The 16,312-nt window shown below is 62.3% G+C and carries 16 protein-coding genes; all 16 read left to right on the forward strand.

The window, feature by feature from the left end; translation table 11 throughout:
* Positions 1 to 4: 4 nt before the first annotated feature.
* The 16 genes from HY737_00610 to HY737_00685 are packed head-to-tail and all read left to right on the forward strand — an operon-like array spanning position 5 to position 16,310.
* Positions 5 to 604, forward strand: a complete 600-nt coding sequence (locus tag HY737_00610) for an HAD family hydrolase (protein MBI4596886.1) — start codon at positions 5 to 7, stop codon at positions 602 to 604.
* Positions 601 to 1,581: an NAD-dependent epimerase/dehydratase family protein gene (locus HY737_00615; GenBank protein MBI4596887.1), complete on the forward strand. Its 981-nt coding sequence runs from the start codon at positions 601 to 603 to the stop codon at positions 1,579 to 1,581. Before HY737_00610 ends, HY737_00615 begins: the two co-directional genes overlap by 4 nt.
* Complete coding sequence (locus HY737_00620) at positions 1,581 to 2,993, forward strand: UDP-glucose/GDP-mannose dehydrogenase family protein (GenBank protein MBI4596888.1); 1,413 nt, start codon at positions 1,581 to 1,583, stop codon at positions 2,991 to 2,993. Before HY737_00615 ends, HY737_00620 begins: the two co-directional genes overlap by 1 nt.
* Entirely contained in the window at positions 2,990 to 4,036 is a 1,047-nt protein-coding gene (locus HY737_00625) for a Gfo/Idh/MocA family oxidoreductase (GenBank protein ID MBI4596889.1), read from the forward strand. Before HY737_00620 ends, HY737_00625 begins: the two co-directional genes overlap by 4 nt.
* On the forward strand, positions 4,006 to 4,977 hold the full coding sequence (locus tag HY737_00630) for a GDP-mannose 4,6-dehydratase (GenBank protein ID MBI4596890.1): 972 nt from the start codon (positions 4,006 to 4,008) through the stop codon (positions 4,975 to 4,977). The genes HY737_00625 and HY737_00630 overlap by 31 nt, the downstream gene beginning before the upstream one ends.
* Positions 4,949 to 5,935 (forward strand): NAD-dependent epimerase/dehydratase family protein, encoded by a 987-nt coding sequence (locus HY737_00635; protein ID MBI4596891.1) that lies wholly within the window; start codon positions 4,949 to 4,951, stop codon positions 5,933 to 5,935. Before HY737_00630 ends, HY737_00635 begins: the two co-directional genes overlap by 29 nt.
* Before the next feature lie 18 nt (positions 5,936 to 5,953).
* Positions 5,954 to 6,583: an SIS domain-containing protein gene (locus tag HY737_00640; GenBank protein MBI4596892.1), complete on the forward strand. Its 630-nt coding sequence runs from the start codon at positions 5,954 to 5,956 to the stop codon at positions 6,581 to 6,583.
* A 4-nt stretch (positions 6,584 to 6,587) separates the two neighbouring features.
* Positions 6,588 to 7,535 (forward strand): GDP-L-fucose synthase, encoded by a 948-nt coding sequence (locus HY737_00645; GenBank protein ID MBI4596893.1) that lies wholly within the window; start codon positions 6,588 to 6,590, stop codon positions 7,533 to 7,535.
* Positions 7,532 to 8,521 carry a thiamine pyrophosphate-dependent dehydrogenase E1 component subunit alpha gene (locus HY737_00650; GenBank protein ID MBI4596894.1) on the forward strand — a complete coding sequence of 330 codons (990 nt, stop codon included), beginning with the start codon at positions 7,532 to 7,534 and terminating at the stop codon, positions 8,519 to 8,521. Before HY737_00645 ends, HY737_00650 begins: the two co-directional genes overlap by 4 nt.
* A complete protein-coding gene (locus HY737_00655; protein ID MBI4596895.1) occupies positions 8,518 to 9,564 on the forward strand; it encodes an alpha-ketoacid dehydrogenase subunit beta in 1,047 nt (348 codons plus the stop codon). The genes HY737_00650 and HY737_00655 overlap by 4 nt, the downstream gene beginning before the upstream one ends.
* Positions 9,564 to 10,505: a decaprenyl-phosphate phosphoribosyltransferase gene (locus HY737_00660; protein ID MBI4596896.1), complete on the forward strand. Its 942-nt coding sequence runs from the start codon at positions 9,564 to 9,566 to the stop codon at positions 10,503 to 10,505. The genes HY737_00655 and HY737_00660 overlap by 1 nt, the downstream gene beginning before the upstream one ends.
* Positions 10,506 to 10,512: 7 nt before the next feature.
* Positions 10,513 to 11,445: an NAD(P)-dependent oxidoreductase gene (locus HY737_00665; protein ID MBI4596897.1), complete on the forward strand. Its 933-nt coding sequence runs from the start codon at positions 10,513 to 10,515 to the stop codon at positions 11,443 to 11,445.
* A gap of 9 nt (positions 11,446 to 11,454) precedes the next feature.
* A complete protein-coding gene (locus HY737_00670; protein ID MBI4596898.1) occupies positions 11,455 to 12,978 on the forward strand; it encodes a cobalamin B12-binding domain-containing protein in 1,524 nt (507 codons plus the stop codon).
* Positions 12,975 to 13,997, forward strand: a complete 1,023-nt coding sequence (locus HY737_00675; GenBank protein ID MBI4596899.1) for a kinase — start codon at positions 12,975 to 12,977, stop codon at positions 13,995 to 13,997. Before HY737_00670 ends, HY737_00675 begins: the two co-directional genes overlap by 4 nt.
* Before the next feature lies 1 nt (position 13,998).
* Positions 13,999 to 15,012 (forward strand): glycosyltransferase family 2 protein, encoded by a 1,014-nt coding sequence (locus HY737_00680; GenBank protein MBI4596900.1) that lies wholly within the window; start codon positions 13,999 to 14,001, stop codon positions 15,010 to 15,012.
* Positions 14,997 to 16,310 (forward strand): radical SAM protein, encoded by a 1,314-nt coding sequence (locus HY737_00685; protein ID MBI4596901.1) that lies wholly within the window; start codon positions 14,997 to 14,999, stop codon positions 16,308 to 16,310. Before HY737_00680 ends, HY737_00685 begins: the two co-directional genes overlap by 16 nt.
* Positions 16,311 to 16,312 lie beyond the last annotated feature (2 nt).

Genomic DNA, 16,312 nt, shown 5'->3' on the forward strand with positions numbered 1-16,312 from the left:
CATCATGAGCAAAACCGTCTTCTTGGATCGCGATGGCGTCGTGAATCATCTCATCTACGTCCCCGAGCATGGGCGCGTCGAAACGCCGCTGAGGCCGCAGCAATTTCGCCTGATGGCCGGCGTGGCCAAAGGGATTAAAACCCTTCAGGCGGCCGGGTTTCAGGTGGTCCTCGTGTCCAATCAGCCAGGGATCGCCAAAGGCCAGTTAACGCTGCGGATGTTCGCGCGCATCCGAGCCAAGGCGCAGCGGCTGCTGGCGCGCGAAGGGGTGCGCCTCGACGGAGAGTACTATTGCCTTCACCACCCTCAGGCTGCGCGAAAGCCATACCGCAAACGCTGCGCGTGCCGCAAACCGCAGCCGGGACTGATTCTGCAGGCCGCCAGGGAGCGAGCCTCCGAGGTGAGGTCGTCATTTATGGTCGGCGATGGCTTGGTGGATGTTGAAGCCGGGCAGCGGGCAGGCTGCCATACCATCCTGGTGGGCCACACCAGCTCGTTGTTAACACGGGTGATGAAGCGCAAGCAGCTCTTTCCCACGTATCTGGCGGAGAATTTTGACGAAGCCGTCGACTACATTCTCGATCCAACAAGGCCGTCCTCATGAGCGAGATCAAATCACTGGGCCCGTTTTTCGTCACCGGGGGCGCTGGGTTCATCGGCAGCGTGCTGGTGGATCGCTTGGTGGACGCCGGCTGCGAGGTCACGGTGTACGACAATCTCTGCCGAGGGATCAACTGGGTTGAGCCGCACGCGCGCAGCGGACGGATCACGTTCGTTGAGGCGGATTTGCTCGATCGCGATCGCGTCGCTCAGGCGATGGCCGGGACCAAATTCGTCTGGCACCTGGGGGGCAACACCGACATTCCTGCCGGGTTAAAGAATACGGAGCTGGACATCAAGCACGCCGTCGTGGCGACGTACCATGTGCTGGAGGCGATGCGCCGGCACGGTATTGGGCCGATCGTGTTTACCTCTAGCGGCGCGGTCTACGGCCGGGCCACGGTCAGCCCCAGCCCGGAGACGTACGGGCCGTTGATGCCGCTGTCGCTCTATGGCGCAGGCAAGCTGGCCTGCGAAGGCATGATCAGCGCCTACTGCGAAATGTTTCATCTTCGCGCGAGGATTGTGCGGCTGGGCAATGCGATCGGCGCTCGGATGGGGCATAGCTGCATCTGCGATTTCGTGAAGAAGCTGTCCAAGAACCCGCGCGAGATGGAAATCCTCGGCGATGGCAGCGGGGCCAAAAATTATTTTCTCGTGGATGAGTGCGTTGACGGAATGCTGCATCTGGTGACGCGCGTATTTTCGCCGCAGGATCCGGCATGCGACATCATCAATGTCGGGACGAGCTCATCCGCCTCGGTGATGACGATTGTGCGCATCCTGCTGGAAGAAATGGGATTGAAGGACGTGCGTTTTCGGTACACCGGAGGGGCGGAAGGCTGGCCCGGAGACCAGGCGACGGTCTACCTGGATGTGCGCAAGGTGAACGCGCTTGGCTGGTCGGCGAAGCTGACCTCGGAAGATGCGATCCGCGTGGCGATCCAGCAATATTTGAACGTGTTGGCCGGTGTGCATTGATGCCACGACGAGCGACGCAGGTGTGCACGATTGGGTTGTGGCATTTGGGCGTGGTCACCTCGGCCTGTCTTGCGAAGCTTGGCTACCGCGTCATTGGCGTCGATGCCGATCGCGAGCGCATCGAGCGACTCATGCGCGGTGAGCCGCCGCTGTTTGAGCCGGGACTCGCCGAGTTGATCCAGCAGCATCTCGCGGATGGCCGGCTGACCTTTACGTCGAATCTTGAGGAGGCGGTGCGGCGCGCCGAAACGGTGATCATTGCCTTCGATACCCCGGTGGATGCCAACGATGAGATCGATGTCAGCCCGGTGCGTGAGACCATCCGCGCGATCGCGCCGTGGCTGCAACCGCGCGCCATGGTCCTCATGGAAAGCCAGATGCCGGTCGGCACCTGCCAGCGGTTGAGCCACATCCTCCAACAGGCCCAACCGACGCAGCCTCCCCGCCTGGCGTATGTGCCGGAGAATTTGCGGCTGGGGAACGCCCTCGCGCGGTTCTTGAATCCGACGATGCTGATCATCGGGGCACAGGATGAGAGCGCGAAGGAGGCGGTCGATGCGTTCTTCAGCGACGTGCCCTCGCCGCGGATCTTCATGGACCTGGCCACGGCCGAAATGACCAAGCACGCGCTCAACGCGTTTTTCGCCACCTGTGTCAGTTTCGCGAACGAATTAGGGCAGCTCTGCGATGCGGTCGGCGCGGATGGTCTGAAAGTCGCCGACGCGCTGCGAGCCGATGAGCGCATCGGCCGGCATGCGCTGGTCGTGCCAGGAGCACCCTTTGGCGGCGGGACCTTAGCGCGCGATCTGCGAGTGCTTCAACATGTCGGACGCGCCCACGAGAGCGCGACCCCCTTGCTCGATGCGATCTTCGAGGTCAATGAACGACAGAAGCGCTTAGTCCTGACTCGACTCACACACCGTTTTGGGACGCTGAGCGGCTTGAAGGTCGGCCTGCTGGGCTTGACGTACAAAGCCGGGACGAGCACCTTGCGGCGGTCTCCGGCCTTGGAGCTTATCGGCCATCTCGTGGCTGCCGGGGCCCAGGTCAGCGCCTATGACCCAAAGGCGGATATGTCGGAACTGCGCTCCGCCATGACCTTCCGGTTATGCCACAGCGCCTACGAAGCGGCTGAAGGGATGGATGCGTTGGTCATCAGCACCGAGTGGCCGGAGTTTCGCGAGCTAGACTTTCGCGCGCTGCGAAATACGCTGCGAACTCCGTTGATTCTGGATACGAAAAACTTCCTGGATCCGGCGATGGTCATGAAGGCTGGCTGCCAGTACATCGGCATCGGCCGGGGGACGGTCCCACGCCCTGCCGCTGGCCCGAAGGGTCCTGCGCTTCGCGCAGCGCTGCCTTCGGCAGCTGCGGCAGGGCGTGGGACAGGCGCTGAGGAGCAACGATCATGAGAGTTGGCATCGTCGGGGCAGGGCTTCAGGCGAAGCGGCGAGCTCCTATTCTGAAGGCGTTTCCGAACACGGAGATTGTCGTCATTTCGTCGGAGCATCTGGCGTCCGCTGAAGCGCTGGCCCGTCCGCTTGGATGCGAGGCGGCGGTGGGCTGGGATTGGGTGGCTCAGCGGGATGATCTTGACGCGATTCTGGTGTGCACGCCGCCCCATTTGCATCATGCGATTACGCTGGCCGCCGTCACGAGCGGCAAGCACGTGTTGTGCGAAAAACCGTTGGCGCGCACGCTGGAGGAGGCGACCGAGATGGTCGCCGCCGCATGGGCGGCCAAACGGGTGTTGAAATGCGGATTTAACCACCGGCATCATCCCGGGGTGATCCGAGCGAAACACTGGGTCGATCAGGGCAACACCGGGCCTCTTATTTTCGTGCGGTGCCGCTATGGCATTTGCGGCCGCCCCGGCTATGAGCAGGAATGGCGAGCGGATCCGGCAATCGTCGGCGGCGGGCAGTTGATGGAGCAGGGGATTCATGCGATTGATTTGGCGCGGATGTTCCTGGGCGATTTCCAGAAAGTGACCGGCTTCGTCGGCACATCGTACTGGCAGACCGGGCCGCTTGAGGATAACGGATTCGTGCTGTTGCAGACGGCGGCAGGCCAGATGGCCTCCATCCATGCCAGCCTCACCCAATGGAAGAATATCTTTTCCTTGGAAGTCTTCGGCCGAGATGGGTATGCCGTCATCGAAGGGTTGGGCGGCAGCTACGGCAACGAGCGAGTGATGCTGGGCCGTCGCGCCTTCGATGCGCCGTTTGCTGAAGAGGTGGTCGAGTTTCGCGGCCAAGATTCGTCATGGAAAGACGAATGGCGGGAATTCGCCTCGGCCATCGCCGAGGGACGCGAGCCGCTCGGCAGCGGAGCAGACGGGGTCGAGGGCATTCGCCTCGTCCTCGCGGCGTATGAGGCGGCACAGCGCGGTGTCACGGTAAGTCTTGAACCTGGGCGCGGGGCATGGGAAGAGCATCCAGCCAAACGTGCTTGATCACCGGCTGCGGCGGGTTCATCGGCTCGCACTTGGCCGAGCTGATGCTCGCGCGCGGCTGGCAGGTCTGGGGGACGGTCCACCGGCAGGCCGAGAATCTTCGTCATTTCGCACAGCAGATCCGCACCGTGGAGATTGAGTTGTCGGATCGCGCCGCCCTCCACCGGGTGGTGGCTGAGGCACGACCCGACGCGGTGTTCCATTTGGCCAGCCAGGGCTATATCGGTCCCTCGTGGGAGGATCCTGTCGGGACATTCACGGCGAACGTGCTCGGCACGCTGTACCTCTTCGAGGCGATGCACGCCTCGGCGAGCGAGGCTGTCGCCGTGTTGGTCAGCTCGAGTGCCGCCTATGGGGGCGCGTCAGGAGCCGGGATGATCCCTGAAACACAGCCCTTTGGCCCAGGCAGCCCGTACGCCGTGAGCAAGATCGCTCAGGAAATGCTGGGAGACATGTATTGGCGAAGCCGGAATCTCAAGGTTATCCGCGCGCGCCCATTTGCGCTGATCGGCCCGCGAAAGACCAGAGATGCCGTGTCAGATTTCGCCCGGGGGATCGTGCGCATCGAGCAGCATGAGGCCGAGGCCTTGCCGGTGGGAGATCTGGCGATGATCCGGGATTTTGTGGATGTGCGCGATGGAGCCAATGCCTTGCGGCTCCTGGCTGAACGCGGCGCGCCCGGCGAGGCCTACAACGTGTGCGCCGGGATCGGCACGTCGCTGCAGGAAATACTCACCGAGCTGATCGCGCTGTCAGGACGGCCGGTTCGCGTCGTGGTCGATGCCGGCCGGATCCGCCAGGCGGATGATGCCGCGCTCATCGGCGATCCGAGCAAATTACAGCGCCTCGGCTGGCAGCCGCAGATTCCGCTGCGCCAAACGCTCGCCGAGACGTTGGCGTTCTGGCGGACCCATGCCGCCGCCGACCGAGTGCTGGTATGAGGGGCGAGCCATGACCGACTCCTGGTGGGCGCAGCGGCCGGTGTTAGTGACCGGCGGAGCCGGGTTCATTGGTTCCCATCTGACGGACGCGCTGATCGCGAAGGGGGCGAAGGTTTCGGTGCTGGATTGCGCGGATTCGCCGGATCGGCTGCAGCCGGTGATGGACCGCATCACCTACCTGCACGCCGATGCCGTGGCGTGGGATCTTCCGGCGGCAGGGACGGAGCGCTTCGATGTCATCTACCACCTGGCGGCGTTTTCCATGCTGACGGCCGCGGAGCGCAGCCCGGAGCTGACCTATCGCCAAAACGTCATGGGGATCGCCAACATGCTGCGGATCGCGCGGCGGTGCGCGGTGACCAAATTTATTTTTACCTCAGCCGGCGGGCTCTATACCAATGTGCCGAAATATCTGCCCATCGATGAGCAGCACCCGATCGATCCGGCCCAGGGCGTGTATGTCATGACGAAGCGAATCGGGGAGTTGTTGTGCGAGGAATTCCATCGGCAGTACGGCGTGCCATCGGTGGTCTTCCGGCTGTTTAACACGTATGGCCCGCGGCAATCGGCAGACTTCTTGATTCCTGCGCTGATCAAGGAAGCGTGCGAGCGCGGGACGATCACCGTCAGAAGCGAGCAGGTCAGGCGGGATTTTACATTTGTGCAGGACATGGTTGAGGCGCTGCTGAAGGGAGCGGAATCCGATTTTATCGGCGGGCCGGTGAATTTGGGCACCGGCACGGCGCATGGTTTAGGAGACGTGGCGGAGCATATCGCACGGCTGCTCGGGGCGAAGGTGCAGTGCCTGCATCAGCCGGCATTCGGGCCGAGCAATCAGGTGTGCAATAACGCGCGAGCGCGCCAGGTGCTGAACTGGCAGCCCGCCGTTTCCCTGGAGCAGGGCTTGGCGATGACCGTCAATGCGCTCAAGGAACAGTTCGCTGTATCACCGACCTAAGAGGAGGCGCGCGGGGGGATGAAGACGGCAGTGGAAGCGGCAACCGGGTTGGAGCTGATCGCGAGCGAGCTGGAAGACAGCGCGCAGACGAAGATCAAACTCAAGGAGCACGCCGAGGCGATCAATGCGATTGCCGCGGCGATGGTCAAGGCGTTGAGGCGCGGCGGCAAGATCGTGTTCTTTGGCAACGGGGGGAGCGCTGCGGATGCCCAGCACCTGGCGGCGGAGTTCGTGGGGCAATTCCACGATGTGCGGCCAGGGTTGCCGGCGATGTCGCTGACGGTCAACACCTCGGTGCTGACGGCCATCGGCAACGATTTCTCCTTTGAGGAAATCTTCTCGCGGCAAGTCGAGGCGTTGGTGACGGCCGATGATGTCGCCGTCGCCATCAGCACCGGCGGCTATTCGCCGTTGGCGGGGAAATTTTCAAAGAATGTCGTCCGGGGCGTTGAAGAAGCCAAGAAAAAGGGCGCCACGACCGTGGGGCTGCTGGGGAAAAGCGGCGGACTCTTGGCGACGATGGTGGATCTACCGCTGGTGGTCCCCTCCCAGAATACGCAGCGGATCCAGGAGGCCCACATCACCATCGGACATATCCTCTGCACGCTGACTGAGAAGGGATTGGCTGAGGAGGGGGCCTCGGCCTAACCGCATGCGAAGCGACGCGACGATCTACGTGGCAGGGCAAACCACGCTGCTCGGGGCGGCTATCGTGCGCGCGCTCAAGCGCCAGCGCTGCCTGCTCATTGAGGAGCGCGACCCTGATTTTTCCGATCGCGCAGCGGTCGACGCGTTTCTCCGCCGGACCTCGCCCGAGGCGATGATCATCGCCGCGGGAGCATCCGGGGGGATTCACGCCAACCAAGCCTTTCCTGCGGAGTTCATGCAGGATAACCTGCTGGTGGCGTGCCATCTCATCGACAGCGCCTATCGGCATGGGGTGGGCAAGCTGTTGTACTTGGGCAGCTCGTGCAGCTATCCGAAACACTGCCCTCAACCGATGCGGATTGAATCCCTGCTCACCGGGCCGCTGGAGCCCACGAATGCGCCGTATGCCGTGGCCAAGCTTGCCGGCATGACGTTGTGCCAGGCGTACCGCCAACAATTCGGGGCCATGTTCATCGTCGGCATTCCCGGCGATGCGTTTGGGCCGGGTGATGATTTCCACCCGGACCGGTCGCACGTCATCGCCTCACTCATCCGCAAGATGCACGAGGCGAAGGAGGGAGGGGCGGCCTCCGTCGAGGTGTGGGGGACCGGGCGGCCCCGGCGGGGCTTCATCTTCGCGGACGATTTGGCGAGCGCGTGCCTGTTCGTGTTGCGCGCGTATGAGGGTGCTGAGCCGATCAACATCGCCGGCGATTGGGATGTGTCCATCAAGGACGTGGCCGAGCTCATCAAAGAGGTGGTCGGGTTTTCAGGCGCGTTGCAGTTTAATGCGAGCAAGCCTGACGGCATTCCGGTCAAAGTGCTGGATGGGAGCCGGCTGTACCAGATGGGATGGCGGCCCCGACACACGATCCGGGAGGCGCTGTCAGCGACGTACCAATGGTTTGTGGGCACGCAGCAGGAGATGCCGGCCGTAAGGAGTGGAGCATGATCCAGTGCGAAGGCGGAGTGAAACTGAAGAAGCAAGAAGCCCTCGGGCTCTTCCGGAAGCTGCTGCTGGGCCGCCTGGTGGAAGAGCGCATCCGGAAAGAATATCCCTCGGATCAGATCAAGACGGCGGCGCATCTCGGCATCGGCGGAGAGGCGATTCCGGTGGGGGTGGGCCATTGCCTGCCGAAGGGGACCAAGGCGTTCGGAACGTATCGGAATCATGTGCTGTATTTGTCCATGTCGGATGATGTGGATGGATTTTTCGCGGAAATGTACGGCCGCCTCACCGCGCCGGCAAAAGGCAAGGCTGGCTCCATGCATATGTGCTCGCCGGAGCACGGACTGATGGCGACGTCGGCGGTGGTGGGCACACCGATTCCGCTGGCGGCGGGTGCCGCCTTGGCCAGCGTCTACCGGCAATCTCGCGAGTTGGCCGTCGTCTTTTTCGGCGATGGCGCGGTTGAGGAAGGCGTGTTTTGGGAGACGTTGAATTTTGCGTCGCTGCGGCAGCTTCCGATGGTGTTCGTCTGCGAGGACAATGGGCTGGCCATCCACACCCCGACATCGGAGCGGCAAGGGTTTCGCTCGATTCCGGAAGCGGTGGCGGGGTTCAACTGCCATGTCGCCAGCGGCGACGGCAGCGACCTGCAGGGCGTAATCGCTCTGACGCGCGAGATGCTCAAGCGCATGGCCGAGGAACCTAAGCCGGGATTCCTGCATTTGACCTATTTGCGGTTTCTCGAGCACGTAGGCCCTGGGGAAGATTTCCACATCGGCTACCGCCGTCGGCCGACCCCGGAAGAAGCGGAGCGGCTCGACCCGGTACGACGGTTTGAGAAAGAGTTGCTCCAAGACGGCTACTCTGAGCCAGAGCTGGAGGCGATTCGCATTGAGGTTGCACGGCAGATTGACCGCAGCGTGGCCCAGGCTCAGCAGGCCCCGCTACCACCTGCGTCAGAACTCTACACGGATGTGGTGACGGGATGAGCTCCAAGACGCTGACGTATCGTGAAGCGCTGAATCGCGCCCTGGTGAAAGAAATGGAGGCGGATCCGGACGTGTTTGTGTTCGGTCTTGACGTCCCTGACCACAAACGGATTTATGGCAGCACGAAGGGGCTCGTGGAGCAATTTGGCGCGCGGCGGGTGTTCGGCACGCCGCTGTCGGAAGAGGCGATGACCGGGGTGGCCTTAGGGGCAGCCTTGTCGGGTCTGCGGCCCATCCATGTGCATATCCGCGCAGACTTCATGCTGCTGGGGATGAATCAAATCGCGAACATGGCGTCCAACCTGCGCTACATGAGCGGCGGGCGGTTGCGCCTCCCGCTCGTCATCCGGGCGATGATCGGCCGCGGCTGGGGCCAATCGGCGCAGCACAGCAAGTCGATGCACAGCATCTTCGCGCACTTTCCGGGATTAAAAGTGGTGCTGCCGACGACGCCGCAGGATGCGTACAGCTTGATGCGCTCCTCGATCCGAGACGACAATCCGGTGATTTTCCTCGAGCACCGCTGGCTCTACGACATCGCGGGCGAGGTTGATGAGGAGTGCGTGATTCCGTTGGGGCCGCCTGGAGTGCTTCGCGCAGGCGATGCGGCGACGGTCGTGGCGACGTCCTGGATGAACGTGGAGGCCGTGAAGGCCGCCGAGGTCTTGGCCAAGAAGCGAGGGATAGAGCTTGAGGTGATCGACGTCCGGACCGTTTCGCCGTTTCAGGAAGATGTGATTGCGGCCTCGGTGGAGAAGACCAAGCACTGCATCGTCGTCGACCACGACTGGGTCTTCTGCGGCTTCGGGGCTGAAGTGGCGGCACGGATCAGCCACCGGTGCTTTGGCTCATTGAAGCGCCCGGTGGAGCGGTTGGGGTATGCGCCGACTCCGTGCCCGACGACCCGGCCGCTGGAAACGTTGTTCTATCCATCGGCGGTGGAGATCATCCGGGTGGTGGAGCGGATGCTGGATCTTGGTCAAACCGACCTCAGCGACGAGTCATTCTACAGCTACGAACAGCGGTTCAAAGGGCCATTTTAATGGACGCCATCGACCAGCTGACCGACACGGCTGCGGTCATCGAGCCCAAGGCCGCGCGAGCTCGAGGCCAGCTGCGGGCCATGTGGGTTGCCCTGCGTCCTGAGCAATGGGTGAAGAACCTCTTTGTCGCCGCCCCGTTGTTCTTTTCGCAGCGCTTAGGAGTCTCTGGCGCTGTCGAAGCGACCCTGGCGGCGATCGCGTTGTTCTGCGCGATGAGCAGCTCGGTGTATCTGTTGAATGACATCGTGGACCGCGAGCAGGATCACGTGCATCCGCGCAAACGGTTTCGCCCGATTGCGGCTGGCGAACTCTCGGTGAGCACGGCGCGGCTGATGATGGTGGTCCTTTGGCTTGCGGCGTTGCTCGGCAGTGTGAGGTTGTCTGCCGGCTTTGCCGGTGTGCTGATGGCCTATTGGGCGCTGAATTTCTGCTACAGCCGCTGGCTGAAACATCAGGTGATCGTGGATGTGTTCGTCGTGGCCGCAGGCTATTTGCTGCGCGTGCTCGCCGGGGCGGCTGTGATTCACGGCGCGGTCAGCACGTGGCTGCTCATCTGCACGACGCTGCTGGCCCTCTTCATTGGATTTTGCAAGCGGCGCTCGGAGTTGACCCTGCTGGCCCATGAGGCTCCGGGGCATCGGCAAGTCTTGGATGAGTATACCGTGCCGTTTCTGGACATGATGATCGGCATCGTTACCTCCGCCGCCATCGTCAGCTACCTCCTCTATACGGCCAGCGATGAGGTGGCCCGGCAGTTTCATGCCCCTGGCCCGGTGGTGACCGCGCCCTTTGTGCTCTACGGATTTTTTCGCTACCTCTATTTGGTGTATCAACGGCAGGAAGGCGGCGATCCGATCCAGCTGCTGCTGACGGATCGCCCCATGCAGATGACGGTGATGTTCTGGGTGGCCGCGGCCGGCGTCATGTTGTATTGGAGGTGACCTCGACATGCGCATCCTTGTGACGGGCGGTGCCGGCTACCTGGGATCGATGCTCGTGCCCGCGCTGTTGTCGGAAGGGCACGAGGTCACGGTCGTCGACAATTTCCTGTACGACCAACCCTCGCTGCTGGATTGCTGCCATCAGCGCACCCTGACGATTGTGCGAGGCGACGCGCGAGATGAGGCGCTCATGCGCCGGCTGCTGAGCGGCATGGACGTCGTGCTGCCGCTGGCGTGCCTGACCGGGGCTCCGCTGTGCGATAAAGATCCTTTGGAGGCGAAGAGCGTCAACCTCGATGCGATCCTGATGCTGCTCAAACTCCGGCAGCCCCAGCAGCGCATCATGTATCCGACGACGAACAGCGGCTACGGCATCGGGCAAGACGGCATTCATTGCACGGAGGAGACTCCGCTGAGGCCGATTTCGGTGTACGGCCGGTTGAAAGTGGAGGCGGAGCAAGCGGTGCTCGCCGCGGGCCATAGCCTGACGTACCGGCTGGCCACGGTCTTCGGCATCAGCCCGCGGATGCGGCTGGATTTGCTCGTCAATGATTTCGTCTACCGCGCCGTGACCGATGGAGCCATCGTCCTGTTCCAGGCGCACTTTAAGCGCAACTACATCCATATCCGCGATGTGGCGCGGGTCTTCCTGCATGGCCTCAGCCATTTTGATCAGATGCAGGGGCAGGCGTACAACGTCGGGCTCTCCGACGCCAATCTGTCCAAGCGAGAGCTGTGCGAGGAAATCAAGAAGCAGGTTCCCGGCTTGTATTTCACCGAGGCGGAAATCGGCGAAGATACAGACAAGCGCAACTACATCGTGAGCAATGAGAAAATCGAGCGCACGGGATTTGCGCCGCAGGTGTCGCTGCGCGCCGGGATCGCCGAGCTGATCAAAGGCTATCAAATTATTCGTCGCAACGAGTATGCCAATGTGTGAGGAGATGGGATGATGCCGCTTAACGTCGTGCTGGTCAATCCGGGGAGCCGCACGCAGATCTACCAGGGCTTAAGCAATACGCTCACCGCGATTGAGCCGCCGGTTTGGGCCGGACTGATGGCGACATTTTTGCGCCGGCGGGGCTTTTCCGTCGCCATCATTGACGCTGAAGCCGAAGAGCTGACCCCGCAGCAGGTGGCGGATCGCCTGGCTCTGCTTCAGCCTCGCCTGACCGCCGTGGTCGTCTATGGCCATCAGCCCTCCGCCTCAACGCAGAACATGACCGCGGCTGGGGCGACGTGCACCGCCATCAAACAGGCCGGGGTGGACACGACGGTGTGCTTAGTCGGCGGCCATGTGGCCGCCCTGCCGCAGCAGACGCTGCGCGAAGAGGACGCGGATTACGTCGGCGGCGGAGAAGGGCTCTATACGCTGCTGGACCTGGCAAGTGCGCTGGCGTCGTCCTCGACCATCGATCCTCGGAAGATTCGCGGCCTCTGGTGGCGGGAGGGGAGCGGCATCCACAGCAATCCCTCCGCCCCCCTCGTCAAACAGCTTGATGAGGAGATGCCGGAGATCGCCTGGGATCTGCTGCCGATGGAGAAGTACCGCGCCCACAACTGGCACTGTTTCGATGGGTTGGTGCGGCAACCGTACGCGGCGATTTACACGACCCTGGGCTGCCCCTACCACTGCACGTTCTGCTGCATCCAAGCACCGTTTAAGAGCGGCGAGAAGGAGCTCGGGTACAAGGACTCCGTCAACAGTTACCGGTTTTGGAGCATCCCGAAGGTCATCGCGCAGATCGACCGGCTCGTGAACGAGTACGGCGTGCGCAACATCAAGATCGCGGATGAAATGTTCGTCTTAAATCCGCGGCACGTCGTGGGAATCTGCGAGGCGATCATCGAGCGGGGCTACGACCTCAACATTTGGGCCTACACCCGCGTGGACACGGTCCGCGAAGACATGATCGAGAAGCTTAAAGCGGCCGGGGTCAACTGGCTCGCGTTCGGGATCGAAGCGGCCAATGCCCGGGTGCGCGATGACGTGCAGAAAGGCATCGGGGAGGAGGACATCGCCAAGACCATCCGCCGGGTCCAAGCAGCCGGGATTCACGTGATCGGCAATTACATCTTCGGGTTGCCTGAAGATGATCTCTCCACGATGCAGGAAACCTTGGATCTGGCCCTTGAGCTCAACTGCGAGTTTGCGAATTTTTACTCGGCCATGGCGTATCCGGGTAGCGCGCTGTATGACGCGGCGTTGAAGGAGGGGTGGCGGCTGCCCGAGCGGTGGTCCGGCTATTCCCAGCATGCGGTGGATACGCTGCCGCTGCCGACGAAGCATCTTTCCGGCGCTGAGGTGCTCAAGTTTCGGGATCACGCGTTTCACGTCTATTTCTCCAACCCGCGGTATCTGGAGATGGTCGAGCGGAAGTTCGGATCCAAGACCGCAGCGCACATCAACGAGATGGTGTCGCATCGCCTCATCCGGCAACAGACGGTCACTCAGGAAATCACCGCTCGATGATCATTAGCAGAACGCCATTTCGCATCTCGCTCTTCGGGGGCGGCACGGATTATCCCGCGTGGTATCGCGAGCGCGGGGGTGCCGTGCTCGTGACCACTATGAACAAGTACTGCTATCTCTCGTGCCGGTGGCTGCCGCCGTTTTTTGACTACGCCAGCCGGGTTGTCTGGTCGCAGATCGAGCTGGTGAACGATGCCTCTAAGATCCAGCATCCGGTGGTCCGGGAGACGCTGAAATTTCTCAACATCACGCAGGGTGTTGAGCTCCACCATACCGGAGATCTGCCAGCGCGGACGGGCTTAGGCTCAAGCTCCTCATTTACCGTTGGCCTGCTGCACGCCCTGTATGGGCTCAAGGGAATGATGCCCAGCAAAGCCCAGCTCGCCCGCGATGCCATTCATGTGGAGCAGGAGCGGCTCAACGAACATGTCGGATGCCAGGACCAGGTGATCACCGCCTTCGGCGGATTGAATCGCATCGAATTTCTGCGGGATGGCACGTTTCACGTCTCGCCCGTCATGCTGGCGGAGGATCGCCTCGCGGAGCTCCAAGACCATCTCATGCTGTTTTTCACCGGGGTCTCCCGCAATGCGTCTGAGATCGCCGCGGAGCAGATCAAGGCGACCGAGCGCAAGGTCGCCGAACTGCAGCGGATGCACCAGATGGTGGATGAAGCGATTCGCCTGCTGCAGGGGACGGAGGACATCGCAGTACTCGGCCGCCTGCTCCATGACGGATGGCAGCTGAAGAAGAGCCTGACCGACCGAATCTCCACGGCGCAGATCGACGAGATGTACGACGCGGCTCTCCGGGCCGGGGCGATCGGCGGCAAGCTACTGGGGGCTGGCGGGGGCGGGTTTTTCCTGGTGTTCGCCAGGCCCACAGATCATGAGCGCGTGAGCGAAGCGCTCCGCGATCTGCTGCATGTGCCGTTTCGGTTCGAGCACGCAGGCAGCCGAATTATTTTTTACGAGCCGCAAGAAGTTCCCGAGCGAGAACGCATCACCACTGGGACGTGACATGCCCAAGCCAGGAGAGATCGGGGGAAGCGTCGCTTGCGCGCCAGCGCTTTCTGTGATCATTCCCATCTTCAACGAGGAGGCGATTCTGCTAGAGCTGGCCGAGCGGCTCACCCGCTGCCTGTGGGAGATGGGGGTGTCCTATGAGATCATCTTCGTGGATGATGGCAGCACGGACCGTTCGGGGGACATCTTGGAGCGCCTCGCGGCTGACTCGCACATTCGAGCGGTCCAGCTCTCACGGAACTTCGGCTTGACCATCGCGGTGACCGCAGGCCTGGATCATGCGAGCGGCGAGCTCATCGCGCTGATGGATGGGGATCTGCAGGATGCCCCGGAAGATTTGCCGACGCTGGTGGCCAAGGTGCGCGAAGGTTACGATGTCGTCTACGCCATCCGGACCAAGCGCAAGGAGTCGATCATCAAGCGCGCCGTGGTCTTCGCGTTCTATCGGATGCTCAGTCGCATGACCTCGACCCCGCTGCCTGTGGATTCAGGGCTGTTCTCGGTGATGACCCGTCCGGTCGTCAACGCCCTGAAGCGTTTGCCTGAGCGTAGCCGCTACCTCAGTGGATTGCGAGCCTGGGTGGGCTTCACGCAATGTGGGGTTCCGATCGAGCGGGCCACCCGGCGAGTCGGAGCACCCCGTCAGACCTGGCGCAAGCTCAGTCGTCTGGCGATCGATGGGATGGTGTCATTCTCGTACGTCCCGCTGCGTCTGGCGACCGTGGCCGGGATCGTCACGGCGATCCTCTCGGCTGCTGGCGGCGTGTGGGCGGTATACATGCGATTGTCGAGCGTCAATCCGCCCCCTGGCTGGGCGTCAATCGTGCTCATCGTGCTGTTCATCGGTAGCGTTCAACTGTTGGCGCTCGGCGTGATCGGAGAGTACATCGGGCGGGTCTATGATGAAGTGAAGGGCAGGCCGCTCTACGTGGTTCGAGCACGGAAAGGATTTGCTCAGCAGGCGGAGGCCGCAGGATGGCAGGTCGGGACCGGATGCGAATCGCGTTAGTTGACGTGCGCTCCGGTCGGCGCGAGTGCATCAATCGGGATTTCATGGCCGGCTATGGCTGGGCGTTCAACGCCGGCGATTCCTTCCCAGCCAAGCTCATCGAGATGGCCAAGCTCTTTGGCGAGCGCGTGCCGCTGATGTCGTATGGGTATCTCTCCGCGTTCTTCCGGCGCGCCGGCCATGAGGTGATCGTGGGGCCCGGGGTGCCGGACGATGCCGACCTAGCGATCATCCAATCCTCCATGGTGGAGCACACCGCCGAGCTGCGCACCGCCGACCGAATTCGGCAGACCACGCGCGCCAAGATCGGGTTCATCGGGCCGTTTTCCGGGGCGAGGCCTGAGCTGTATGAAGCCCATGCGGATTTTATCATCCGAGGAGAGCCTGAAGTCTGGGGCGAGCGGCTCGCTCAAGGCGACATCCCGGCAGGTGTCGTGAACGGAACCGAGAAGCTCAAGGTCGACGATCTGCCGTTTCCGGATTGGTCGCCGTTTCCCATCCGCTCCTACTCGTACCTGCCGGTCTTGAAGGAACGGCCGTTTTTGCCGATCCTCAGCAGCCGGGGATGTGTCTATGCGTGCAGCTATTGTCCCTACCCGGTCTTCTACGAATGGAACAAGCGAAGCGCGTCGAGTGTCCTGCAGGAGATCGCCTTCCTGGTCGAGCGATACGGCATCCGCGGCCTGCTGTTCCGCGATCCCTTGTTCACCGCGGATCGCAAGCGGATCGTCGCCATCTGCGAAGGGATCATCAAGGCCGGCCACCGCCTGCGATGGGCGTGCGAGACCAGGCTGGATTTGCTCGATCAGTCGCTGCTCGATCTCATGGAGCGGGCTGGCCTGCGAGTCCTCAACGTGGCGGTCGAGTCAGCCGATGACACGGTGCTGATGGGTGTCAAGCGCAAGAACGCGACGGTGAGCCACCAAGAGACGATCATCCGCTACTGCGATCGCAAGGGCATCCGGGTGACCGTGTTCTACGTGCTGGCACTTCCGGAAGACACCGAAGCGACGATTCGAAAAACCGTGGCCCATGCGAAACGGCTCAACACGCATGTCGCGCAGTTCTTCGTCTGCACGCCGTTTCCTGGCACCGCTTTTTACGAGTCGTTGAAAGAGCGGATCGTTGAGGCCGACTGGGAACGCTTCGACTGCTATACGCCGACGTTTCGGCATGACCATCTGCAGCCGGAGCAAATCGTGCGGCTGAAAGAGCACGCCTACTGTTCCTATTATTATCGGCCCGCATGGCTGCTGGCCTGTCTGCGCCGAGCCAGCCGGGCGCTGATCCACGGGTGAAG

The organism is Candidatus Omnitrophota bacterium, from assembly GCA_016209275.1.
GTDB lineage: Bacteria > Omnitrophota > Gorgyraeia > Aquiviventales > Aquiviventaceae > JACQWM01.